General features: G+C 63.7%; 28 protein-coding genes. 17 read left to right on the forward strand and 11 right to left on the reverse strand.

Annotation, left to right across the window (positions count from 1 at the left end; translation table 11 throughout):
- The first annotated feature begins 1 nt into the window (after position 1).
- From ubiB to OEG82_RS03670, 4 genes are all read left to right on the forward strand, one after another.
- Positions 2-1,585, forward strand: coding sequence for a 2-polyprenylphenol 6-hydroxylase (gene ubiB / locus OEG82_RS03655; protein ID WP_267611118.1), 1,584 nt, complete (start codon positions 2-4; stop codon positions 1,583-1,585).
- 4 nt (positions 1,586-1,589) lie between these two features.
- Positions 1,590-2,021, forward strand: a complete 432-nt coding sequence (locus OEG82_RS03660) for a GNAT family N-acetyltransferase (RefSeq protein ID WP_267611119.1) — start codon at positions 1,590-1,592, stop codon at positions 2,019-2,021.
- A 234-nt stretch (positions 2,022-2,255) separates the two neighbouring features.
- Complete coding sequence (locus OEG82_RS03665; protein WP_267611120.1) at positions 2,256-2,693, forward strand: FKBP-type peptidyl-prolyl cis-trans isomerase; 438 nt, start codon at positions 2,256-2,258, stop codon at positions 2,691-2,693.
- Positions 2,694-2,752: 59 nt separating this feature from the next.
- Positions 2,753-2,935 carry a hypothetical protein gene (locus tag OEG82_RS03670; RefSeq protein ID WP_267611121.1) on the forward strand — a complete coding sequence of 61 codons (183 nt, stop codon included), beginning with the start codon at positions 2,753-2,755 and terminating at the stop codon, positions 2,933-2,935.
- 20 nt (positions 2,936-2,955) lie between these two features.
- Here OEG82_RS03670 and OEG82_RS03675 read toward each other — a convergent pair whose 3' ends face one another.
- Positions 2,956-3,372, reverse strand: a complete 417-nt coding sequence (locus tag OEG82_RS03675) for a MerR family transcriptional regulator (protein ID WP_267611122.1) — start codon at positions 3,370-3,372, stop codon at positions 2,956-2,958.
- A 68-nt stretch (positions 3,373-3,440) separates the two neighbouring features.
- On the opposite strand from OEG82_RS03675, the gene OEG82_RS03680 reads away from it, so the two are divergent.
- The 4 genes from OEG82_RS03680 to coaBC all read left to right on the forward strand — a co-directional run bounded on the left by OEG82_RS03680 (position 3,441) and on the right by coaBC (position 7,648).
- Positions 3,441-5,618 (forward strand): heavy metal translocating P-type ATPase, encoded by a 2,178-nt coding sequence (locus OEG82_RS03680; RefSeq protein ID WP_267611123.1) that lies wholly within the window; start codon positions 3,441-3,443, stop codon positions 5,616-5,618.
- A gap of 133 nt (positions 5,619-5,751) precedes the next feature.
- Positions 5,752-6,030: a FitA-like ribbon-helix-helix domain-containing protein gene (locus OEG82_RS03685; RefSeq protein ID WP_267611124.1), complete on the forward strand. Its 279-nt coding sequence runs from the start codon at positions 5,752-5,754 to the stop codon at positions 6,028-6,030.
- Positions 6,027-6,449 (forward strand): type II toxin-antitoxin system VapC family toxin, encoded by a 423-nt coding sequence (locus OEG82_RS03690; RefSeq protein ID WP_267611125.1) that lies wholly within the window; start codon positions 6,027-6,029, stop codon positions 6,447-6,449. Before OEG82_RS03685 ends, OEG82_RS03690 begins: the two co-directional genes overlap by 4 nt.
- Positions 6,446-7,648: a bifunctional phosphopantothenoylcysteine decarboxylase/phosphopantothenate--cysteine ligase CoaBC gene (gene coaBC, locus OEG82_RS03695; protein WP_267611126.1), complete on the forward strand. Its 1,203-nt coding sequence runs from the start codon at positions 6,446-6,448 to the stop codon at positions 7,646-7,648. Before OEG82_RS03690 ends, coaBC begins: the two co-directional genes overlap by 4 nt.
- Before the next feature lie 519 nt (positions 7,649-8,167).
- Here coaBC and OEG82_RS03705 read toward each other — a convergent pair.
- Positions 8,168-8,491 carry a winged helix-turn-helix transcriptional regulator gene (locus OEG82_RS03705; protein WP_267611127.1) on the reverse strand — a complete coding sequence of 108 codons (324 nt, stop codon included), beginning with the start codon at positions 8,489-8,491 and terminating at the stop codon, positions 8,168-8,170.
- 162 nt (positions 8,492-8,653) lie between these two features.
- Here OEG82_RS03705 and OEG82_RS03710 point away from each other — a divergent pair, with 162 nt between their 5' ends.
- Positions 8,654-8,962 (forward strand): YciI family protein, encoded by a 309-nt coding sequence (locus OEG82_RS03710; RefSeq protein WP_267611128.1) that lies wholly within the window; start codon positions 8,654-8,656, stop codon positions 8,960-8,962.
- Positions 8,963-9,025: 63 nt separating this feature from the next.
- Here OEG82_RS03710 and OEG82_RS03715 read toward each other — a convergent pair whose 3' ends face one another.
- Together OEG82_RS03715 and OEG82_RS03720 are read right to left on the reverse strand one after the other, a co-directional pair.
- Entirely contained in the window at positions 9,026-9,835 is an 810-nt protein-coding gene (locus tag OEG82_RS03715; RefSeq protein ID WP_267611129.1) for a class II glutamine amidotransferase, read from the reverse strand.
- Between the two features lie 6 nt (positions 9,836-9,841).
- On the reverse strand, positions 9,842-10,057 hold the full coding sequence (locus tag OEG82_RS03720; protein ID WP_267611130.1) for a DUF6356 family protein: 216 nt from the start codon (positions 10,055-10,057) through the stop codon (positions 9,842-9,844).
- Positions 10,058-10,168: 111 nt separating this feature from the next.
- Between OEG82_RS03720 and OEG82_RS03725 the strand changes: the two genes are divergently transcribed.
- Positions 10,169-10,639 (forward strand): Lrp/AsnC family transcriptional regulator, encoded by a 471-nt coding sequence (locus OEG82_RS03725; RefSeq protein WP_267611131.1) that lies wholly within the window; start codon positions 10,169-10,171, stop codon positions 10,637-10,639.
- Positions 10,640-10,737: 98 nt separating this feature from the next.
- Here the strand turns inward: OEG82_RS03725 and OEG82_RS03730 are convergent, their stop codons facing one another.
- A complete protein-coding gene (locus OEG82_RS03730; protein ID WP_267611132.1) occupies positions 10,738-10,959 on the reverse strand; it encodes a hypothetical protein in 222 nt (73 codons plus the stop codon).
- Positions 10,960-11,177: 218 nt separating this feature from the next.
- Between OEG82_RS03730 and OEG82_RS03735 the strand changes: the two genes are divergently transcribed.
- The 4 genes from OEG82_RS03735 to OEG82_RS03750 all read left to right on the forward strand — a co-directional run bounded on the left by OEG82_RS03735 (position 11,178) and on the right by OEG82_RS03750 (position 14,044).
- Positions 11,178-12,089: a pirin family protein gene (locus OEG82_RS03735; protein WP_267611133.1), complete on the forward strand. Its 912-nt coding sequence runs from the start codon at positions 11,178-11,180 to the stop codon at positions 12,087-12,089.
- Positions 12,090-12,473: 384 nt separating this feature from the next.
- Complete coding sequence (locus OEG82_RS03740; protein WP_267611134.1) at positions 12,474-12,821, forward strand: ArsR/SmtB family transcription factor; 348 nt, start codon at positions 12,474-12,476, stop codon at positions 12,819-12,821.
- Positions 12,802-13,239: an SRPBCC family protein gene (locus tag OEG82_RS03745; protein WP_267611135.1), complete on the forward strand. Its 438-nt coding sequence runs from the start codon at positions 12,802-12,804 to the stop codon at positions 13,237-13,239. Before OEG82_RS03740 ends, OEG82_RS03745 begins: the two co-directional genes overlap by 20 nt.
- Before the next feature lie 187 nt (positions 13,240-13,426).
- Positions 13,427-14,044, forward strand: coding sequence for a hypothetical protein (locus tag OEG82_RS03750; protein ID WP_267611136.1), 618 nt, complete (start codon positions 13,427-13,429; stop codon positions 14,042-14,044).
- Positions 14,045-14,067: 23 nt separating this feature from the next.
- On the opposite strand, the gene OEG82_RS03755 is transcribed toward OEG82_RS03750, so the two are convergent.
- From OEG82_RS03755 to OEG82_RS03770, 4 genes are all read right to left on the reverse strand, one after another.
- Positions 14,068-14,595 carry a GNAT family N-acetyltransferase gene (locus OEG82_RS03755; protein ID WP_267611137.1) on the reverse strand — a complete coding sequence of 176 codons (528 nt, stop codon included), beginning with the start codon at positions 14,593-14,595 and terminating at the stop codon, positions 14,068-14,070.
- An 8-nt stretch (positions 14,596-14,603) separates the two neighbouring features.
- A complete protein-coding gene (locus OEG82_RS03760; RefSeq protein ID WP_267611138.1) occupies positions 14,604-15,152 on the reverse strand; it encodes a helix-turn-helix domain-containing protein in 549 nt (182 codons plus the stop codon).
- Positions 15,153-15,253: 101 nt separating this feature from the next.
- A complete protein-coding gene (locus tag OEG82_RS03765; RefSeq protein WP_267611139.1) occupies positions 15,254-16,288 on the reverse strand; it encodes a permease in 1,035 nt (344 codons plus the stop codon).
- The gene (locus OEG82_RS03770) at positions 16,285-16,584 is read right to left on the reverse strand and encodes an ArsR/SmtB family transcription factor (protein ID WP_267611140.1); all 300 of its coding nucleotides are present in this window, start codon (positions 16,582-16,584) and stop codon (positions 16,285-16,287) included. The genes OEG82_RS03765 and OEG82_RS03770 overlap by 4 nt, the downstream gene beginning before the upstream one ends.
- A 188-nt stretch (positions 16,585-16,772) precedes the next feature.
- Between OEG82_RS03770 and OEG82_RS03775 the strand changes: the two genes are divergently transcribed.
- From OEG82_RS03775 to OEG82_RS03785, 3 genes are all read left to right on the forward strand, one after another.
- On the forward strand, positions 16,773-18,161 hold the full coding sequence (locus OEG82_RS03775; protein ID WP_267611141.1) for an HD-GYP domain-containing protein: 1,389 nt from the start codon (positions 16,773-16,775) through the stop codon (positions 18,159-18,161).
- A gap of 148 nt (positions 18,162-18,309) precedes the next feature.
- Positions 18,310-18,561, forward strand: a complete 252-nt coding sequence (locus tag OEG82_RS03780; protein WP_267611142.1) for a hypothetical protein — start codon at positions 18,310-18,312, stop codon at positions 18,559-18,561.
- 306 nt (positions 18,562-18,867) lie between these two features.
- Positions 18,868-19,362 (forward strand): cytochrome b, encoded by a 495-nt coding sequence (locus tag OEG82_RS03785; protein ID WP_267611143.1) that lies wholly within the window; start codon positions 18,868-18,870, stop codon positions 19,360-19,362.
- Positions 19,363-19,418: 56 nt separating this feature from the next.
- Here OEG82_RS03785 and OEG82_RS03790 read toward each other — a convergent pair whose 3' ends face one another.
- Together OEG82_RS03790 and OEG82_RS03795 are read right to left on the reverse strand one after the other, a co-directional pair.
- Complete coding sequence (locus OEG82_RS03790; protein ID WP_267611144.1) at positions 19,419-20,459, reverse strand: zinc-dependent alcohol dehydrogenase family protein; 1,041 nt, start codon at positions 20,457-20,459, stop codon at positions 19,419-19,421.
- Positions 20,460-20,555: 96 nt separating this feature from the next.
- A complete protein-coding gene (locus OEG82_RS03795; protein WP_267611145.1) occupies positions 20,556-21,272 on the reverse strand; it encodes a Crp/Fnr family transcriptional regulator in 717 nt (238 codons plus the stop codon).
- Positions 21,273-21,373 lie beyond the last annotated feature (101 nt).

Here is a 21,373-nt window from a genome sequence, read left to right on the forward strand (position 1 = left end):
CATGGCAAGTCTCGGCACCTATCTGCGCCTGATGCGCGCGGGCTTCATTCTTGTGCGGGAAGGCGTCATCGTCTCCTTGCCCGCCGAAGAGCTTCCCGGCCCGCTCAAATTCGGCCACCGCATCGCCGGTCTGCTGGCCAAGCGCCAGGCCAAGAGCGCCGAACGCACCGACCGGCTGGCCCGCGCGGTTGAACGGCTCGGCCCCTCCTGGGTCAAGCTCGGCCAGTTTCTCGCCACCCGGCCCGATGTCGTCGGCGCCGGCATCGCCGAGGATCTGTCCGGCCTGCAGGACCGGATGGCGACATTTCCGGAGGCTCTCGCCCGCTCCGCCATCGAGGCCTCGCTGGGCCGTCCGATTTCCGATCTTTATTCCCGTTTCGACCCGCCGATTGCCGCGGCCTCCATCGCCCAGGTGCATCCGGCCGAGGTCAGCGACGAGAACGGCACCCGCCAGGTTGCGGTCAAGGTCATCCGGCCCGGCGTGCGGCAGCGCTTCAAGCACGATCTCGAATCCTTCTACCTGGTGTCCGAACTGCAGGAGCGCTACATCCCGTCTTCGCGCCGGCTGCGGCCGGTCGAGATCACCAAGACGCTGGAACAGACCACCCGCATCGAGATGGACCTGCGGCTTGAGGCCGCGGCCCTGTCGGAAATGGCCGACAACACCCGCGATGATCCGGGATTCCGGGTGCCCTCCATCGACTGGGAGCGCACCGGCCGCGACTGCGTCACCATGGAGTGGATCGACGGCATCAAGATGAGCAATGTCGCCGGCCTGCGCGCCGCCGGCCATGATCTCGACCACATCGCCGACCAGCTGATCCAGTCGTTTCTGCGCCACACCCTGCGCGACGGTTTTTTCCATGCCGACATGCACCAGGGCAATCTCTTCGTCGACCCGGCGGGCGTGATCGTCGCCGTCGACATGGGCATTGTCGGGCGGCTGGGCAAGAAGGAACGCCGCTTCCTCGCCGAAATCCTCTACGGCTTCATCACCCGCGACTATCAGCGAGTCGCCGATGTGCATTTCGAGGCCGGCTATGTCCAGGCCCGACACGATCCGGCCAGTTTTGCCCAGGCCATCCGCGCCATCGGCGAGCCGATCCATGGCCAGCCGGCCGAGACCATCTCGATGGCGCGGTTGCTGACGCTGCTGTTCGAGGTCACAGAGTTGTTCGACATGCAGACACGGCCGGAACTGGTCATGCTGCAAAAGACCATGGTGGTGGTCGAGGGCGTGGCCCGCACGCTCAACCCCAAATTCAACATGTGGAAGGCCGCCGAACCGGTGGTCGGCGACTGGATCCGCGACAATCTCGGCCCCCGGCGCATCGCCGTCGACCTCAAGGCCGGCGCCATCGCAGCCCTCAGGCTGGCCGAACAGATGCCCGACATCGCCAACCGCACCGAGCGGCTTGCAACCGAAGTCGGCATCATGGTCGAGAACGGTTTGCGCTTCGACGCGGCCACCTCGGAAGCCATCGGCAAGTCCGAAGCCCGTCACACCCGTTCCGGCCGCGTGGCGCTGTGGATCATCGCGGCTGCATCAGTATGGGGGGCTTTGGCGATTCATCCGCTATGGTAGCGGGATGATCACCTATCGCCCGATTTCGCTTGATGACCATGACGCCCAGCCGCTTTCCGATGAGGCCTGGTCCGACGGCTATCCCTTTGTCGAAAGAATGCTGCATGACTGGAAGTCGGGCGACAACCGCTTTGACGGGCCCGGCGAGCGGCTGATCGGCGCCTTTGACGGCGACAAGCTGATCGGCTTTTGCGGCCTCAACCGCGATCCCTATACGAGTGAAAATGCCGGCCGCATCCGCCATCTCTATGTCAGCCTTGATCACCGCCACAGAGGCATCGCCCGGGCACTGGAAGCCCGCACACTCGATGGCGCCGAAGCCTGGTTTCCCCGCATCCGCCTGCGCGCCACGCCGCAATCGCGGGCGTTTTACGAGCGTCTCGGTTTTGTGCCTGTGGATGAGCCTGAAGCAACTCATTCCAAGCCGTTGCGGTAAGCTTTCCGCCATTCTTTGCCGGAAGGGTGCGGCGCCGGGCCATGCCGCCGGATTTGCAATTCGGACCCATTTCACGCAGACTGAGAACCGGATCGGCCATCAAGCGCCGGACCAACATTCGCCGACGGCAGCGTGTGCGCCGTCAGGGCATGAAACCCGGCAGAGGTGCGCAGCGCGTACGAGATCCGTTCACACACGGATGCGCCGGGACAGACACAAGCATTGGATATACATATGAGCGAGGCCAAATCCGGCGACACCGTGCGGATAAACTACACCGGCAAACTGACAGACGGCACCCGGTTCGACAGCTCCGAAGGGCGTGAGCCCTTGGAGTTCCAGCTGGGTTCCGGTCAGATCATCCCCGGTCTTGACCGCGGAGTCGAGGGCATGAAGGTCGGTGACAAGCAGACTGTCACCGTTCCGGCCGAAGAAGCCTACGGTCCCCACGATGCGGCGAAGGTTCAACAAGTTCCGCGCAATGCCCTGCCGCCTGAGCTCGAGCCGCAGGAAGGCATGCAGTTGCAGGCGCAAACGCCGGAGGGAGCGCAGATGACACTGATCGTGACCGCCGTCGCCGAACAGGAAATCACCGTCGACGCCAACCATCCGCTGGCTGGCAAGGATCTGATTTTCGAAATCGAGATGGTCGAGATCCTCAAGGCGGCCTGACCGCACGAGACTTGGACAACCCGGCCCGGTGCCGGGTTGCCGTTTCATGACGTCACGGGGTGAGTGTCGTTCTTCTGATGGGTCGCTCGCGCGCTTTGGTGGTCGATCCGATCGCGCCGACCTGGATCTGGCTTTCCGGCAACCGCCTCAGCGCCACGCCGCAATCGCGGGCGTTTTGCGAGCGTCTCGGCTTCGTGCCGGTGGATGAGCCTGAAGCGACCCATTCCAAACCGTTGCAATAAGTCGCACGCTGCTGGCCGTGTCAGTGCTCGCTGGCGCATTGCCCGTGATCGGCCAGCACCTCGATGATCCGGCAATTGCAGATCCGGCCATGGCCGCATTCCGACACCATCCGCTTCAGCTCGCCGCGCAGCGCCTGCAGCCGCGTGATGCGCTGGTCGATTTCCGCCAGGTGATTGCGGGTGATGCTGTCGACCTGGTGACATGAGGCCTGCGGCTCCGCTGTCAGTGCCAGCAATTCGCGGATATCGCCGATCTCGAAGCCCAGCTCCCGGGCATGGCGGATGAAATTGAGCCGGTCGAGCTCGGCGCGTCCATAGCGCCGCTGGTTGCCCTCGGTCCGTGCCGCCTGCGGCAACAGGCCGATCTGCTCGTAATAGCGGATGGTCGGCACCTTGACCCGTGAGCGCCTTGCCAGATCGCCAATGGAAATATTCATGTTTTTCCTCTTGAACCTATAGTCACTGGAGAGTGTAGCATGGCCTGACAGTTACGAAAGGGCCATCCATGACAGCCGAGACCGCCACTCAGACAGCCACCCAAACCCGTTACCGCGTCGGCGGCATGGATTGCCCCGCCTGCGGGTCAAAGGTGCAATACGCCGTCGCCAGGCTGGCAGGCGTCGACGCTGTCGAGGTCTCGGTCGGCAACGGCACCATGAGCGTGCAGCATTCCGGTCCGGTGCCGGCTGCGGCCATCACCCGCACGGTCAAATGGCTCGGCTATTCCGTCGCACCCGCCGACGCGCCGGAGAGTGAAGGTGCAGACGTGCCGGGTCACTCCCCTGTCGAGTTGGGCGAAGCCAGATGGTGGTCGAGCCGCAAGGCGGTTCTGACCTGGATCTGTGGCGCAGCGTTGGGCGCTGCCTATCTCGTAGGCCAGGTGATGCCGCAGATCGGCCACTGGGCCTTCATCGCCGCCATGGCCGTGGGTCTGCTGCCGATCGCCTGGCGCGCGCTCACCGCAGCGCTCACCGGCACCCCGTTTTCGATTGAAATGCTGATGAGCATCGCCGCCATCGGCGCCATCTTCATCGGCGCCACTGAGGAAGCGGCCATTGTCGTGCTGCTGTTCCTGGTCGGCGAATTGCTCGAAGGCGTCGCCGCCGGCCGCGCCCGGGCCAGCATTCAGGGGCTGGCGGCGCTGGTGCCCAAGACCGCGCTGCTCGAAACAGATGGCGTCACCACCCAGGTGCAGGCGGCGGAGCTTGCGGTTGGCGCCACCATCCTGGTCCGCCCAGGCGACCGCATTCCCTCCGATGGCGAGATCATCGACGGCGCCAGTTCCATCGACGAGGCGCCGGTGACCGGCGAGAGCCTGCCCCGGCAGAAAGGCCCCGGTGAGACCGTCTTTGCCGGCACCATCAACACCGACGCCGTGCTGCGCATCCGGGTCACCGCGGCAGCCAGCGACAACACCATTGCCCGCATCGTCAGGCTGGTCGAGCAGGCCCAGGAGAGCAAGGCCCCGACCGAGCGGTTCATTGACCGGTTCTCGCGCATCTACACGCCCTGCGTTCTGGTGGTCGCAGCACTGGTCGCCACCGTGCCGCCGCTCATCTTCGGGGCGGTCTGGTCGGACTGGATCTACAAGGGCCTGGCGATTCTGCTGATCGGCTGTCCCTGCGCGCTGGTGATCTCGACCCCCGCGGCGATTGCTGCCGGCCTGTCGGCGGGTGCCCGGCGCGGGCTGCTGCTCAAGGGCGGCGCCGTGCTTGAGGCGCTGCGCGACATCGACATGGTGGCGCTCGACAAGACCGGCACGCTCACCGAAGGTAAGCCAGTAGTTACCGATATCGTCGCCTATGGCCGCAGCGAACAGAAGGTGCTGTCGCTGGCCGCAGCGCTGGAAACCGGATCAAGCCATCCTCTGGCAATGGCCATCCTTGCCCGTGCCAGGGCGGACAAGGCGCCGGTGCCCCCTGCTGCCAGTGCCAAAGCGGTGCCCGGCAAGGGCGTGTCCGGCGCAGTCGGCGGCGAAACCGTCTATCTCGCTTCGCCCCGGGCCGCCGTGGAACAGGCCACCCTGTCGGAAGAGCAGACGGCCCGCATCGATGCCTTCAACGACGACGGCAAGACCGTGTCGGTACTTCTGGTTGGCGGCGCCGTCACCGGCCTGCTGGCTATCCGCGACGAACCGCGGCAGGATGCCATCAAGGGTCTCGAAGCGCTCAGGGCAACCGGCGTCGGTCTGGTCATGCTGACCGGTGACAACCAGCGCACTGCAACAGCCATCGGCCAGACGCTGGGCATCGAGGTGCGCGCCGGCCTGCTGCCTGAGGACAAGCAGCGCATCGTCCGCGAATTGCAGGCACGGAGCCTTACCGTTGCCAAGATCGGCGACGGCATCAATGACGCGCCGGCGCTGGCTGCCGCCGATATCGGCATTGCCATGGGCGGCGGCACTGATGTGGCGCTCGAAACCGCCGATGCGGCAATCCTGCATGGCCGCGTCACCGACATCGCCAACATGATCAGCCTGTCGCGCCAGGTCATGGCCAATATCCGGCAGAACATCGCCATCGCGCTGGGCCTCAAGGCGGTGTTCCTGGTCACTACCATCATTGGCGTCACCGGCCTCTGGCCCGCCATCCTGGCCGACACCGGCGCCACCGTGATCGTCACCCTCAACGCCTTGCGGCTGCTCGGCATCCGCTTCGACAGGCCAGCGGCAGCCGGGCGCTGAGGGACTGGCTTCGCAGGCGCCAATGGGTCCCGCCCCGGAGAAGACAGCCGCTTTGGGACCAGTTTGTTTGACTGCATTGCATGCAATGCTTACATTGCAGGCATCCGCCACATCTCTGCCCGGGAGGTTCATCATGGCAACACTGACCATCCGCAATCTCGATGACAGCGTCAAGCAGGCCCTGCGCGAACGCGCCGCGCGCCATGGCGTCTCCATGGAAGAAGAGGCCCGCGTGATGTTGCGTGAGGGGCTTGTCGAAGCTGACAACGTCACCACCGGAAGGCAGGAAAGCCTCTGGGACAGGGTCACCAAATTGCGGGAGAAATACGGAACCGCAGATTTGGAGATTCCAGAGCGTACGGAACTGGCTGGCGAACGCGATGTTTTTGCCGACTGGCGAGACGAGAAATGATTCTCGACACCAATGTAATCTCGGAGTTTGTGGCTCCGACCCCTTCAAAGATGGTTGTCGACTGGTTCAGTTCGGTGCCTGAAGGCGGACTCTATGTCCCGGCCATTGTAAAAGCCGAGATTTTGCTTGGTATCGAGCTGTTGCCGGCTGGCCGAAGGAAGTCGATCCTGGAGACCTTTGTAAAAGGCTTTCTCCTCCCTTATGAGCAGGGACGCATTCTGCCTTTCGAGGATGCGGATGCACCACATTACGCCAGGATCGTCAGCGCTCGAAGGCTAAAAGGCCGTCCGCTTGCCGGGATTGACGCCCAGATCGCCGCCATTGCGCTCAGGCGCGGCCTGCCGATCGCCACCCGCAATATCCGTGATTTTGCCGATTGCGGCGTCACCCTCATCAACCCCTGGGACCCTGCGCCATGACTCTTGCCGGCAAACGCATCCTGCTGATCATCTCCGGCGGCATTGCGGCCTACAAATCGCTCGACCTGATCCGCCGTCTGCGCGAGCGCGGCGCACAGGTGCGCCCGCTGATGACAAGCGCCGCGCAGGAATTCGTCACCCCGCTGGCTGTCGGCGCGCTTGCTGCCGACCATGTCTACACAGACCTGTTTTCCCGCGAGGACGAGCAGGATGTCGGCCATATCCGCCTGGCCCGCGATTGCGATCTCATCTGCATCGCCCCCGCCACTGCCGATCTGATGGCCAGGATGGCCAATGGCCTCGCCAATGATCTCGCCTCCACCGTGCTGCTCGCCACCAACCGGCCTGTGCTCGCAGCACCTGCCATGAACCCGGCGATGTGGGCGCACAAGGCCACCCGTCGCAACGTCGAGACGCTCAGGCGCGATGGCACCACTTTCATCGGCCCGATGGCCGGTGAGATGGCCGAATCCAATGAGGCCGGCGAGGGCCGCATGGCAGAACCCTTGCAGATTGTCGCGGCCATCGAGACGCTGCTCGATGACACACCCAAGCCGCTGGCCGGCAAGCGCGCCATCGTCACCTCCGGCCCGACCCACGAGCCGATCGACCCGGTGCGCTACATCGCCAACCGATCGTCGGGCAAACAGGGCCACGCCATCGCCGCAAGCCTCGCCCGGCTCGGCGCCGAGGTGACGCTGGTCTCCGGCCCGGTCACCATCCCCGATCCCGCCGGCGTCACTGTCATAAGGGTCGAGAGTGCCGCCGACATGCTCGAAGCCGTCACCTCGGCCTTGCCGGCTGACATCGCCGTCTTCGTCGCCGCCGTTGCCGATTGGCGCGTGGCTGCGGCCTCGGGCGAAAAGATCAAGAAACAGCCGGGCGAGGGGCCTGCACCGCTTGAACTCACCGAAAACCCCGACATTCTCAAAACCATCGGCCACCATGAGAACCGCCCGAAGCTGGTCGTCGGCTTTGCCGCCGAAACTTCTGACGTGATCTCCAGCGCGCAAGCCAAACTGGCCCGCAAGGGCGCCGATTTCATCGTCGCCAACGACGTGTCGCCCGCCACCGGCATCATGGGCGGCGACCGCAACCGCGTCCGCATCGTCTCAAGCGACGGCGTCGAGGACTGGCCGGACCTGAGCAAGGCCGAAGTCGCCGACCGGCTGGCGGCACGGATCGCCGAGGCATTTTAGCTGGCAAGCCAGCGCGCCTGGATCCAACCTCCCCCTTGAGGGGAGGTCGGAGAAGCGAGCAAAGCGAAGCTGATCCGCGTGGGGGTCAGGAGCCAACCGCGCGCGCCGGATTATGTGGTGAAGTCCGCACCCCCACCGGCTCTGCCCACCCTCTGGGCGGTCAATCGCCGTCCTGCGGACCCCCTCAAGGGGGAGGCGAGTATGTAGCACCGGCATCATTGGCGGGGACCGCAACCGCGTCAGCATCGTCTCGAACGACGGCGTCGAGGACTGGCCGGACCTGAGCAAGGCCGAAGTCGCCGACCGGCTGGCGGCACGGATCGCCGAGGCGTTCTAGCTGGCAAGCCAGTGCGCCCGGATCCCACCTCCCCCTTGAGGGGAGGTCGGAGAAGCGAGCAAAGCGAAGCTGATCCGGGTGGGGGTTGGATGCCAACCGCGCGCGCAGGAGAAGGCGGTGAACTCCGCACCCCCACCGGCTCTGGGGAGGGCGGGTGGCGGCAGCGCGGACTGGGTGAATTTTCAGTGTTGCTTCCGTGCCAGCCACCAACAATGCATGGCCTCGAAAACCGGTTTGAGGGATAGCCCGTCTTCAGTCACGCTATACTCCACACGAGGCGGCACCTCGGCGAATATCTCGCGACGGACCAAACCATCGGCTTCAAGTGTGCGGAGTTGCTTGGTCAGCATGGTCTGCGTGACGCCATCCACCTCACGACGCAGTTCGCCGAAGCGCTTGGTTCCATGGAAAATCAGGGTTTTGAGAATCGCCAGTTTCCACTTGCCGCCGATCATTGTGAAAACAATCGGAGCCGGACAGAGGACATCTTGTTCGCTATCAACCATGAAAAGCTCCATTAGTATGTTTTTGTGAGCATAGTACGAAAAAGTTGCCTACTTTTCAAACAGGAGAATAGTTGCGAGTGTTGGCTATCATGGGCTCGCTCGAAACCGGTGAATGAGGGCGGGAAGTCCGTGTCGACGGTGAAAACGAAAGGTGAAAGGCACATGCACATCATACTTCTGAAGCTCGGAGAGAATAAATCAGCTGCTCCGCAATTCATGGAAGCGCACAATGCATGGATTGCAAAGGGCATTGATGACGGCGCTTTTCAGTGCGTCGGCTCACTCGATGTCGGAGGAGGCTTCATTCTCGCTCATGGCGAGGAGAGCAGCGGCGTTTTGAGACGGGTCAAAGAGGACCCATTTGTTGAAAACAATGTCGTCACCGTGGAAATTCACGAAATCGATGTGAAGCGTACGACCCCTGAATTGGCTCATCTTGCCAATGGGCGAACTGCTGTCTCCCAACGTTGATACACACTACGCTGTTGAAAATGAGGGCTTATTCCTGCCATGCAGGCTTCCTGCCGCCGCCTCTCAAGCCACCGCCGCAATCCGCCCCGCCGCGCCCGGCACCGGCGCAAACCGCGCCGAAGACATCCCGCTCCCCGTCAGCGTCACGAAACTCCCTGCCGGGATTTCGTGCCATTTGGTGCTGGCGTCGGTGAAGGGTTCGGAGACCAGGCAGTGGCCCTGATTGCCGCAGGTCGGCGCCGAATAGAGCGTTGGTGCAAAGGCGTCGGTGGCGTAGCGGATCGCGTAAAGCGTCCGGCCGTCGGAGAAGGCGGCGGTGAAGCGCACCAGTTCGCGCACGCCGGCGCGCGCGCTTTCGGCCAACGCAAAGCGGATGGCTTCGGCAAAGGCCCCCGCCGGGTCTGTTTCCAGCCCGAATTCGACCGCCAGCAGAAACAACAATTCCGAATCGGTGGTGCCGTGCCGCGCCCGGTAGAGCCGGTCCGAAAGCGCGGCTTCCATCGGCCGCCTGATCGCGTCAAAGCCGGCGATCTGGCCATTGTGCATGAAGGACCAGTTGTTGTGCACGAAGGGATGGCAATTGTCGCGGCTGGTCGCCCCGCCGGTCGAGGCCCGCACATGGGCGAGAAACAGCGGCGAGCGGATCTGTCGTGCCAGCGATTTGAGATTGCAGTCCGACCAGGCCGGCAGCACGTCGCGATAAAGCCCCGGCTCGGCATGTTCGCCATACCAGGCGATGCCGAATCCGTCGCCATTGGTCGCCGTCTTGGCTTCCGTGGCGCGGTGGGATTGCTCGATCAGCGAATGCCCCGGCGCCGACACGATCTGCTCCAGCGGGATCGGCGTTCCGCGGTAGGCGGCCCATCTGCACATGCGGTTCTATTGGCTCCGGTTGTGCATCTTGTGATGCAGCTCGTTGATCATACGGCTGGCAGTTTTCTCAAAGGTAAACGGCAGCACCGCATGACACAGCGCGCAGAAACCGGCGGCAAACAACTTGGCCGAGAATTTTCCGGCAAACAAAAGGTGTTCGAAATAGCTCTCGTCAACCGAGTGCGGGTGGGCGGTGAACAGGCGGGCGATCTGGTTGGACATCGGCTTGGTTCCCTCAATTGTGCTTTGGTTGTGTGAGGATAGCCCGTTGTCGCGGGAGATATGTCCCGAATGTCCTTTCAATGTTTTCGATATTGGGATAAATGTCCCGCCATGCACCAGATTGATGATATGGATGTCCGAATACTGAGCCAGCTGCAGCGCGACGGCACACTGTCGGTCGATTCGCTGTCGGAACGGGTCAACCTGTCACGCAATGCCTGCTGGCGCCGGGTCAAGCTGATGGAGGAGCGCGGCCTGATCAAGGACCGCGTTGCCATTCTCGATGCCGAAGCCGCCGGCTGCGGCCTGTCGGTGTTCATCTTCGTCCGTGCCGCCAGCCATGATGCCGGCTGGCTCAAGCAGTTCCGCGATGCCGTCGGCGCATTCCCGGAAATTGTCGGCGTCTACCGCACCTCCGGCGATCTCGATTACGTGCTGCGCGCCCGCGTCTCCGACGTGAAGGCCTATGACCGGCTCTATCAGCGGCTCATCGCCAAGGTGAAGCTCGCCGATGTCTCCGCCTCTTTCGTCATGGAGGAGATCAAGGAAACCACGCAGATCCCCTTGTCCGGGCTGGTATAGTTCGGGGACAGTTTACCTTTTCGTCAAAAAAATCAAACAGATGCGACGACGAAAAAGGAAACTGTCCCCGACCTTCCAAATGTCGTCTGCAGTGCGGTTCAGCCCTGCCGGTTCTTCACCCGTTCCATCGCAAGATTGATCGAGGCCATGCGCGCTTCCACCTGATCGAGATCGGCAGTGCCGCGGCCGGTCTGGCGCTCCAGTTCGAATTTCATCTCGCTGATCCGGTCGAGCTTTTCGGCCTTGGTCAGTGTCTCATGCTCGGAAACGGCTTCCGGTGTCAGCTCGGTTTCCAGTTTGGAATCGATTTTCAAAGACATCTCATTCTCCTTTTGCTGCTGTCCCACCAACGCCTCGCGCGCGGTGGAGTTCCAACCCGCGCCACGACACGTGCCCGGGGCAGGGAGCGGTCAAGCCCGCGGCATTGAACAGTGCGTTCTCCGCCGCCCACTTCTTGTGCACGCCTCAAGCGGCTATCTATGGAGCAACTTCGCCATCACCGGCCCGCTTTGCCGGGCCCGAACTCAAGGAGACTGCCATGTCGATCAGACCAGTCCGCCATCTCTCCACCGCCGTGCCGCATCTCGAAGGCGCCGGCGTGCAGTTGCAACGCGCCTTCGGCTTTGACGATCCGTCGCTGACCGATCCGTTCCTGCTGTTTGACGATTTCCGCAACGAGCAACCGGAAAACTACATAAAGGGTTTTCCCTGGCATCCGCATCGCGGCATCGAGACCATTACCTACGTGCTGGCCGGCACCGTCGATCACGGCGACAGCCTCGGCAACACCGGTTCGCTCGGCGCCGGCGACGTGCAATGGATGACCGCCGGCAGCGGCATCATGCACCAGGAAATGCCCAAGGGCGACGCGGGTGGCCGCATGCACGGTTTTCAGCTCTGGGCCAATCTGCCGGCTGCAATGAAAATGACCGCGCCGCGCTACCAGGATGTCACCTCCGCCGATATCCCGGTCGAGATCGATGATGACGGCACCGCTGCGCGCATCATCTGCGGCGAGTTCTGGGGCAAGCGCGGCCCGGTCGACGGCATTGCCGCCGAGCCGTCCTATGTCGACATCTCGGTGCCGCCGGGCAAGCGGAAGACCTTCAAGGTCGACGCCTACCGCTCGGCCTTCGCCTACATCTTCGCCGGTTCCGGCTCGTTCCGCGACGCCTCCAAGCCATTCGGCGTACTGGTCGAAAAGGAAGTCGAAGGCGAGGAGATCCAGATCCGCGACATGTCGGGCGACCGCACTTTGGTGGTGTTCGACACCGGCGACGAGATCACCGTGCAGGCCGGCGACGAGGGCATCCGCTTCCTGCTGGTCTCCGGCAAGCCGATCCAGGAGCCGGTGGCCTGGCACGGCCCCATCGTCATGAACACCCGCTCCGAGCTGATCCAGGCTGTAACCGAGTTGCAGAACGGCACTTTCATTAAGCCATCGCACTAGGCGGGCTCGTCAGACATCACGTGTCAAAAAATGCCGGGATTCGTCCCGGCATTTTTGTGTTCAGATGCCGGAGGCAGCACCCCTCCCCAACCCCTCCCCACAAGGGGGAGGGGCTTCGAATGCGTCACGCCTGATGCCCAGCAAGCTCAAGTCGCAACGAATCGAGACGCTCGCCATCAAGGCGAATTGTGCCGCGCATTGCCCCTCCCCCTTGTGGGGAGGGGTTGGGGAGGGGCCTTTTCAAACCCCGATCCCCCGTCCGTCCCCGCCGCCTTGTTGCCGGAAGCCACCCGGCATGGCATCTGAAACCAGGGCGTAAGAAATATTCACCCGAATGGTTGACTAATTCTTCGACTCGAGATATTCAACCATAAGGGTGAACAAATGGACGAAGATGCACTGTCGAAAATCCTCAAGGCTGCCGGGGACACCACCCGCCGGCAGATCCTGACGCTCCTTGTTCAGGAAGGCGCGTTGAGGGTGACGGCACTTTCTGCCCATTTCGACATGTCTCTGAATTCCGTCTCCAAGCACATCAAGGTGCTGGAGGAGGCAGGGCTTGTCACCCGCCGGACTGTCGGCCGCGAGCATTTCATCGCGGCCGAGCTTGAACCGCTGAAGCTGACTGAGAGCTGGTTCAGGCAACTCAAGTCCATCTGGGAGTTGCGCCTGTCGGCGCTGGAAGAGGCACTCGTTTCAAAGGACGATGACAATGACCGAGACACTCAATGAACTGGAACTGACCGTAAGCCGGAAGATCCCGGTCCCCCGCCAAAAGGTGTTCGACGCCTGGCTGTCGCCGCGCATGATGGAAAAATTCATGCGTCCGGGCGGCAGCGACATGACCTCGACAGCCACCAATGATCCGGTCAAGGGCGGCCGCTTCTCGATCATCATGCAGGACGCCGGAAAGAACATCCCGCATGCCGGCACCTATCTGGAGATCGACCCGCATTCGCGCCTGGCCTTCACCTGGGAATCGCCCCATTCGCTCGATGACAGCGTCGTCACCATCGATTTCGCCGAGCTCGGGCCGAGCCTCACCGAAATCAGGCTGCACCAGGTCAAGTTCCGCAGCGAGGCGGCGCGTGACGGCCATATTTCAGGCTGGACCGCCATCTTTGAAGCCCTGGAGGAAACCCTCGGCTGAACCGGCCAGCTAACGGGCCAGATCACCGGCAAGCCCGCTTGCCGGATTGCCGGGCGGAGACCAGCAGGTCCCGCCCGGCCTTTCGCTGAGCCCGGCAGCTGCCCCGGCGGCATTTGATCTGCCGCATATCGGCCGCCACGGCGCGGATGCTAAGGCTGCTTTCCATGAAAACCGGAAGGGCCGCACCATGGACAGATCCGTGCTTGAAGAGATCGAACAGCGCCTGCGCAAAACCCGCGACGAGCTCGAGCAGGAGCTCGACCGGCAACTTGATGCCCGCCGCGAACAGTTCCGCTACCGGCTGCAGCGCGGCAAGGTGCGTTTCGACCGCGAGATCCTGGCCCTGCAGAAGACCTACCGCATCGGCCTGTGGCGCTATATCACCGGCGCCCGTATCGCCATCCTGCTCACCGCGCCGGTGATCTACGCCGTGGCCATTCCGCTGGCCCTGCTCGACCTGTCGGTGACGATCTACCAGCAGATCTGCTTCCGGGTCTACGGCATCGACCTGGTGCGCCGCGCCGACTATGTCGTCATCGACCGCCACATGCTCGCCTATCTGAATTTCATCGAGAAGTTCAATTGCATCTATTGCGGCTACGGCAATGGCGTCATCGCCTATGCGCGCGAGATCGCCGGCCGCACCGAAGCCTATTGGTGCCCGATAAAGCATGCCCGGCGCACGCTCGATCCGCATCCCTCCTTTGCCAGCTTCATGGAATTCGGCGATGCCGAAACCTATCGCGACTGGCTCGCCAATGGCCGCAAGTCCCGGCCTGCCGCGCCACCGGACGCGGCTCCCTGACCTGCTTCGGGCAAGCCGGTGCCCTACAATGCCTTGTACATATAGGTCGTGGCATGCAGCTGAGCCCCGTCAGCATCCAGCGCAAAGCCGGGGATCATCCCGGCTGTTCTGAAGCCCGCCGCAAGGTAGAGCGGTTCGGCCTTGTCGCCGGTTTTCGTGTCGAGCGTGATCAGGCTCTTGCCCGCAGCCCGCGCCTCGGCATCCAGCGCCTGCATCAGCGCCCGGCCGATGCCCCGGCGCCGGACCCGCGGCGCCACCATCATCTTGGCCACTTCGCAGCGATGTGGCTGGTTGGGCGGCAGCGCGATGATCAGTTGCACCGATCCCACCGTCTCGCCACCCAGCCGCGCCACCAGCAATCTGCGCCGCCCGGCGCGCACTTCGCCAAACACCTGGCCAGTAAAGAACGCCAGCCCCTCGGCCAGGGAAAACGGCTGCATGTAGCCGATCGCAGCGCCGCTCATCACCGTGTCGGCCATGATCTGCGCCAGCGCGTGCGCCTCGGTGTCCAGTTGGTCAGCGGCAAGCGTATGAATGGTAATTTCGGTCATGGCGACTCTCACACCAGTACAATCAGATAGGAGGCCGGCTGGTCTCCGGTTTGAAACCGCGACGACCCGTAAAGCTGATAACGCAGGCAATCGCCGGCCTCGAGCACATGGATCTCGTCGCCCAGCGTCACCGCCAGCACGCCCGACAGCATCACCAGATGATGTTCATGGCCCTCCACCGACGGCGCCTCATAGGAGATTTTCCGGTCAGGTCCGAGCTCGCAGGCCACCACTTCCGCCGACAGCCCGCCGCTTGGCGGCGACACCAGCCGCCGCGAAAATCCGTGCTCCGTGTCCTCCCACAGCGCCTGCTCGTCCCGCCTGACAAGCGCGGCAAAAGGCGTCTCCACCGGCGCCAGCAATTGCGAGATGCTCATCTGGAACGCCGACGACAGGCTGCCCAGCGTTTCCGCCGTCGGGCTGACCTCGGTGTTCTCGATCCGCGACAGCGTCGAGCGGCTTACCGCGCTCTTGTCGGCCAGTTCCTGCAACGACCAGCCGCGCGCCATCCGCACCTGCTTGATCCGCCCGGCCAGCCTTTCGTTGAGATCGTTCATCCGGATTCCCTCAAATGAGATATCATCTCACATAAGGGATAATCGCACGCGGTCCAGCCGTCAAGCCCGGCCGCGCAGGGGCTCGGACCCGGCTGTCCGGGTCACGCCAGCATCTGGAAGACGATCCCCGACACGATCGCGCCCGATACCCCGAGCCCGAGATAGGCGGCAAACACCGGTTTCCTGACCAGCGACCACACCGCCGCCATTGCAGGCACCGAACTCACAGCACCGGCGATCATGAACGACATTGCCGCGCCGTTGCTCATGCCCTGCTCCATCAGCCCGGCCAGCAGCGGCGGCGCCACATAGGAGTTGAGATAGGCCGGCATGCCCACAAGCGCGGCAATGCCGATCGGCACGATGCCTTCGCCGCCGACCAGGCCGGCAATCATCGTTGCAGGAACATAGGTGACCAGCAGCGCTTCGAGCACATAGGCCAGCGCCAGCCACTTGATCAGGAAGATGCCATTGGCCATGAACTCGGTCCGGAAGGTCTCGCGCCGTTGCGGCTCCTGCCAGAATTTCCAGGCCGGCCTGCCGGTGAACGGGTCCGGACCGCAGCCGCAGCGCGTTGGCCGGATGGCCTTGAGCGGCTCTGAAAACCAGCCCGCCCCCATCGCCGCCTTGATGGCAAAACCGCCAAACAGTCCCAGCGCCACGGCGGCCACCGCCTTGCCAATGGCAAAGGGCCAGCCCAGCGCTGCCGCGGTGATCAGCAGCGTCGGCGGGTCGATCAGCGGCGAGGACAGCCAGAATGCCATCACCGCCGACAGCGGCGCGCCGAGCGCCAGCAGCCCGGCAATGAAGGGAATCACTTCGCAGGAGCAGAACGGCGCCAGCCCGCCAAACAGCGCCGCCATCAGGATCATCCGGGTTTCCCGGCCCTTGAACGCTTCGGCAATCACCGATTCCGCGCCCGCCGCCTTGAGGCCGGCAATCAGCAGCACCGCAAACACGATATAGGGCAGGGTGCTGCCAAGCGCTGCCACGGCGAAGCTGACAATGCTGGCAAGACGGCCGCCGTCGAGCACGGCCACCGCCAGCAGCATCAGGACGATAAAGGCCCATGGCGTGGCCAGCCAGGCCCGGAGGTCGCGGCCGCCCGGACGGTCTGTGTCGGTTGCAAGGCTCATGGCTTTTCTCCCGCTTCGCTGCAGCAATTTTCCAGAATGAACCCGGCCAGCGCGTTCAGATAATCGAAATTCGCCGTGCTCATGATCACCCGACCCTGCTTGCTCTGGACAATCAGATTGGCGGCGCTGAGAAATTTCAGGTGATGCGCCAGGGTCGAGGCGGCAATTCCGGTGCGCTCCTGGATGTCGCCGACCCGCAGGCCGGCATTGCCGGCCCGGACCAGTGCCTGCAGCACCTCCAGCCGTGATTCCGACCCCATAGCCGAAAACCCCTGTGCCGCTTCGATCGTGTTCATGCGTCCAGCTCCTTCAATTCAATGAAACTAGTTATATCGAAATGAAATCGAATTCAAGCGGCTTGTGTTGCCCGGCAACCGGTACAGGAGTTATTCACCATGAACGCAGATCGCTGCAATGCGGCCCTCTGGTCAAATGCTCCTTAAGCAGCATCTGTTATGCCGGAGCTGACATCTGGAGCGCCGACGTGACGACAAGCCTTTATCTGACCAAAGCCGCGGGCAGCCGCCCGGCAACTTTCAAGCGGGCGGAGCTGCTCGGCGCGCTGAGCTATGCGCTGGATTTGACCGAGGGACAGCCGGCGGGCCATTGCATGCGCTGCTGCTGGATCGGAACCCGTATCGGCGAGGCGCTCAACCTCTCCGACGAGGCGCTCACCGACCTGTTCTACACGCTGCTGCTCAAGGATCTGGGCTGCTCCAGCAACGCGGCGCGGATCTGCGAGCTCTATCTGGCCGACGACATCGCCTTCAAGCGTGATTTCAAGACCATCGATCCCAGCCTTTCGGCCGCCCTGCGCTTCGTCTTTGCCAGGACCGGGCTTGAGTCCGGTCTCAGCGAGCGCATCCGCGCGCTCATCAATGTGGTTCAGAAGGGCACCAGAATCGCCCGCGAGTTGATGGAAACCCGTTGCCACCGAGGCGCCGACATTGCCGCCCGCATGCGGTTTTCCCAGTCCGTGCAGCAGGGCATCCTGTCGCTTGACGAGCACTGGGACGGCTCCGGCCAGCCGCAGGGCCTCAAGCGCGGCCAGATCCCGCAGATCGCCAACATCACCCTGCTGGCCCAGGTGGTCGACGTGTTCCAGGTTGAAAACGGCGCCCAGGCGGCAATCGACGAAGTTGCCGCCCGTTCCGGCGTCTGGTTCGATCCGGCCCTGGCCACAGCCTTCATGACCGCGCAGGCGGCCGAGGATTTCTGGCCGGTGCTGGCCTCGGACGACATCGAGGCCAGGGTCTTTGCCATGAAGCCTGCGCTTCTGTCCGAACCGGTCGACGAGGACTATCTCGATGACATCGCCGCGGCCTTCGCCGATGTGGTCGACGCCAAGAGCCCTTTTACCGCCGACCATTCCAACCGGGTGACATTCTACACCGACATGATCGCCGAAGAGCTGGGCCTGGATCAGGCCCACCGCCGCTGGCTGCGCCGCGCAGCCCTGCTGCATGATCTCGGCAAGCTTGCCGTCTCCAACCAGATTCTCGACAAACCCGGCAAGCTCGACGCCGGTGAATGGGCCGCCATCAAGAACCATCCTGCCCAGAGCGAGGCCATCCTGCGCCATGTCAGCGCCTTTGCCGACATCGCCCCCATTGCCCTGGCCCATCACGAGCGGCTCGACGGCAAGGGCTATCCGCACGGGCTTGAGGGCGACGAGATCTGCCTGGAAGCCCGCATTCTCACCGTCGCCGATGTGTTTGATGCGCTCACCGCCGAACGCCCCTACCGTGCCGCCATGCCGATCGCCGGGGCGCTGGCGATCCTCGACGGGGATTCGGGCTCGGCCTTCGATCCCGTCTGCATCGCCGCGCTGAAATCCGGCCTCGGCAGGCTCCAGGTCCCCCAGTCGGCCTGACACCGGCGGACTGCGCGCCGTGTCTGCGGCCTTTCCAGCCTTGTCTCAGATCAAGGAAAAACCAGCTTTTGCTGCTATCATCAGCCTGCCTGCGGATCCGGCGGAACGATGTCCGCCCGACGGCGTTGGGCAGCAGAAGGAGTACACCATGAAAAGCCATGAATATGAACTCGAGCAGCGCGACGGTGGCTGGGCCTATGTGGTCGATGGCCGTCATTCCCCGGTCTATCCCACCCGCGAAGCAGCGGTAGAGGCAGCCGACGGCGACACCAAGCCCAATACATTCGACCAGGAGCTGGATGACGAGCTGGAGCAGGGCCTTGAAGACACTTTCCCGGCCAGCGACCCGGTGTCGATCACCCGCAGCAGCCACACCGGCGGCCCCGACAGAGACAAGTAGTCCCGCTGAACCCACGCCTGATCACCCGCCGGTGCACCCCACCGGCGGGATCTTGCGTGGCCAGACTTCCCTGAGCCGACGCCGCTGTCGCGCGCCGGCTCAGGGAGCGCGTAACGCGTTCCCGCATTCCTGACCCGCATCTCCGGCAGCGCCCCTCCGCGTGACCGGATCGCCGGTGGTCGTTCCGCGCCTTGCTCCAGATCAAGGCGCGCTGCCCATGATTGCTCTATCGATCGAGCCATCGCGCCATTTGGCACACCACCGGATCAGGGCCCGGCAGGGCAGTCCGCATCCGGCAAACAGGGGATGATCGAGATGAAGCCCGCCGCCTATTCACGCCCGCAGATCTGGTTGCACTGGGTCATGGCCGTCCTGATCCTCATGCAGTTTGTTTTGCATGAGCAGATCGTCGCCGCCTGGGAAGCGCTGGAAAAGGGCCTGGCGCCCGACATCAATCTTGCGGTCCGGTCCCATGTCATCGGCGGTGGCCTGGTTCTGCTGCTGGTGATCTGGCGGCTAGTTCTGCGGGTCCGGCGCGGCGCCCCGGCGCTGCCGGCGCGCGAGCATCCTGCGCTCAAGGGCCTGGCGCATCTCACCCACTGGTCGCTCTATGCGCTGATGGTCATCCTGCCGGTCACCGGCCTGGCGACATGGTTTGGCGGCAATGAAACCGCCGATTTCATTCACACAACGCTGAAATTTCCGCTGATCGCCTTCGTCGTGCTGCACATTGCCGGCGCGCTCTACCAGCAATTTGTCCTGCGCACCGGTCTAATCAGCCGCATGACCCGCCCGGGCTGAGGCAGCCCCTCAGCCGCAGCGGGGGAGCGTTGCGCCCGGCACCCGCCGCAGCGGCTCTAGAACTCGGTGACAACCGTCACGCCACTACCCTCGAACCGGTCCATGCCCATCAGTGCATCGATGGACTGTTCAAGATTGATGGTCCGACCCACCAGCAGTTCCGGCTTCAGCGTCCCGGCCTCGATCATGTCGAGCATCGCGCCATAGCGGTGCGCCTGCATGCCATGGCTGCCGAGAATTTCCAGCTCGTGGCTGATCACCCGCCCCATCGGCACCGGCGGAAAACTGTCCGCACCCGCCATCAGCCCGACCTGGATATGCCTGCCGCGCTTGCGCAGCGAATGGATCGAATTGACGCAAGTGGTTACCGCGCCCAGCGCATCAAGCGACACATGCGCGCCGCCGCCGCTGATCTCCCGGACGGCTGCCGCCACGTCATCGACCTCGGCCGCATGGATGGTGGCCACAGCCCCCATCTGCCGAGCCAGCGCCAGCTTGTCCTGCGCAATATCCACCGCCACCACCTGCGCGCCCATCGCCCGCGCGATCATCACCGCCGACAGTCCGACGCCGCCGCAGCCATGCACCGCCACCCATTGCCCGGCGCTGACCCGGCCCTGGTCGACCACGGCGCGAAACGAGGTCACGAAGCGGCAGCCAAGGCTGGCGGCGGTGGCAAAATCGATCGTCTCGGGCAGCGCCACCAGGTTGAGATCGGCGCGGTGGATCGACACATATTCGGCAAACGAGCCCCAATGGGTAAATCCTGGCTGGAACTGGCTGTCACAGACCTGCTGGTGTCCGGCATGGCACTGGGGGCAATGGCCGCAGCCGCCGACAAACGGCACCGTCACCCGGTCGCCGCGCTTCCAGCGGGTCACCTGGCCGCCCACCGCCGCCACGGTTCCCGCCAGCTCATGGCCCGGCACATGCGGCAGCGCGATGTCGGGATCATGCCCGACCCAGCCGTGCCAGTCGCTGCGGCACACCCCCGTGGCCATCACCTTGACCACCACGCCATCGGGCTCCGGCGCCGGATCGGCGAGGCGGGCGATTTTCGGCGGCTGGGAAAAGGCTTCGTAGAGAACGGCTTTCATGGCGGCATCCCGGAATGGCTGTGATCAACGCAGCCTTACACCGCCGCTGCCGCTTTGGAAATCGTCCGGCGGGAAATCCGCGGCCCTCGTGCGGCTTCAGTTCATCTTGCCGATCAGCCGCTCATACTCGCGTTCGGGCGTGCCATAGGCGTCGCGGGCAAAGGATTCCAGCGCCTGCCGGTCGCGCACGATGATCAGCCCGCGCTCGGCCCGGATCAGCAGATTGCCTTCCAGCACATGCAGCGCCGTGGTCACCGATGGCCGCCGCACCGCCAGCATGATCGACAGGAATTCATGGGTCAGCGAAATGTCGTTGCCGTCGGTGCGGTCGTGGCACATCAGGATCCAGCGGGCCAGCCGCTCGTCGATCTGATGCACCGCATTGGACAGCGCCGTATAGGCCGACTGCACCGCCTGGGCCTGCGCGTAGCGGCCCATCAGCGTCTTGAGCGTATTGCTCTCGTCAATCGCCGCCACAAGCGCGGCGCTGCGGATCCGGTAGGCGCTGCCGGCCACCTGCATGAAGGTCGAAAAGGGGTCGGTATCCGCCTTCAGCGCGGTCGCGATCGGGGTCATGCCCTCGCGGCCGAAAATGCCGATCTCGGCGCTGTGGCCCTCCGGCGACGGCGCCACGATCGAGCCGATGCCCGATTCGAGGAAATAGCTGTATTCGGCGAGCATATTGGGCTGCGAGAAGGCATGGCGCCAGGGCAGCTCGACAAATTCCAGATGCGGCGCAATGCGCGCGAAATCCTCCGCCGAAACATGCGCCAGAAGTCTGTTGCGAACCTGGGTTTGCTGGATTTGGGGCAATGCTCGTCCTCGTGAGGAAAGAGCAAAGGTGACTCCCAAGCGCGCGCAGAATAGCGAGCGATGACGTCGACCTACTCTCAAAAGATGTCCCATTTATGGTG

Source organism: Hoeflea ulvae (genome assembly GCF_026619435.1).
GTDB lineage: Bacteria > Pseudomonadota > Alphaproteobacteria > Rhizobiales > Rhizobiaceae > Hoeflea > Hoeflea ulvae.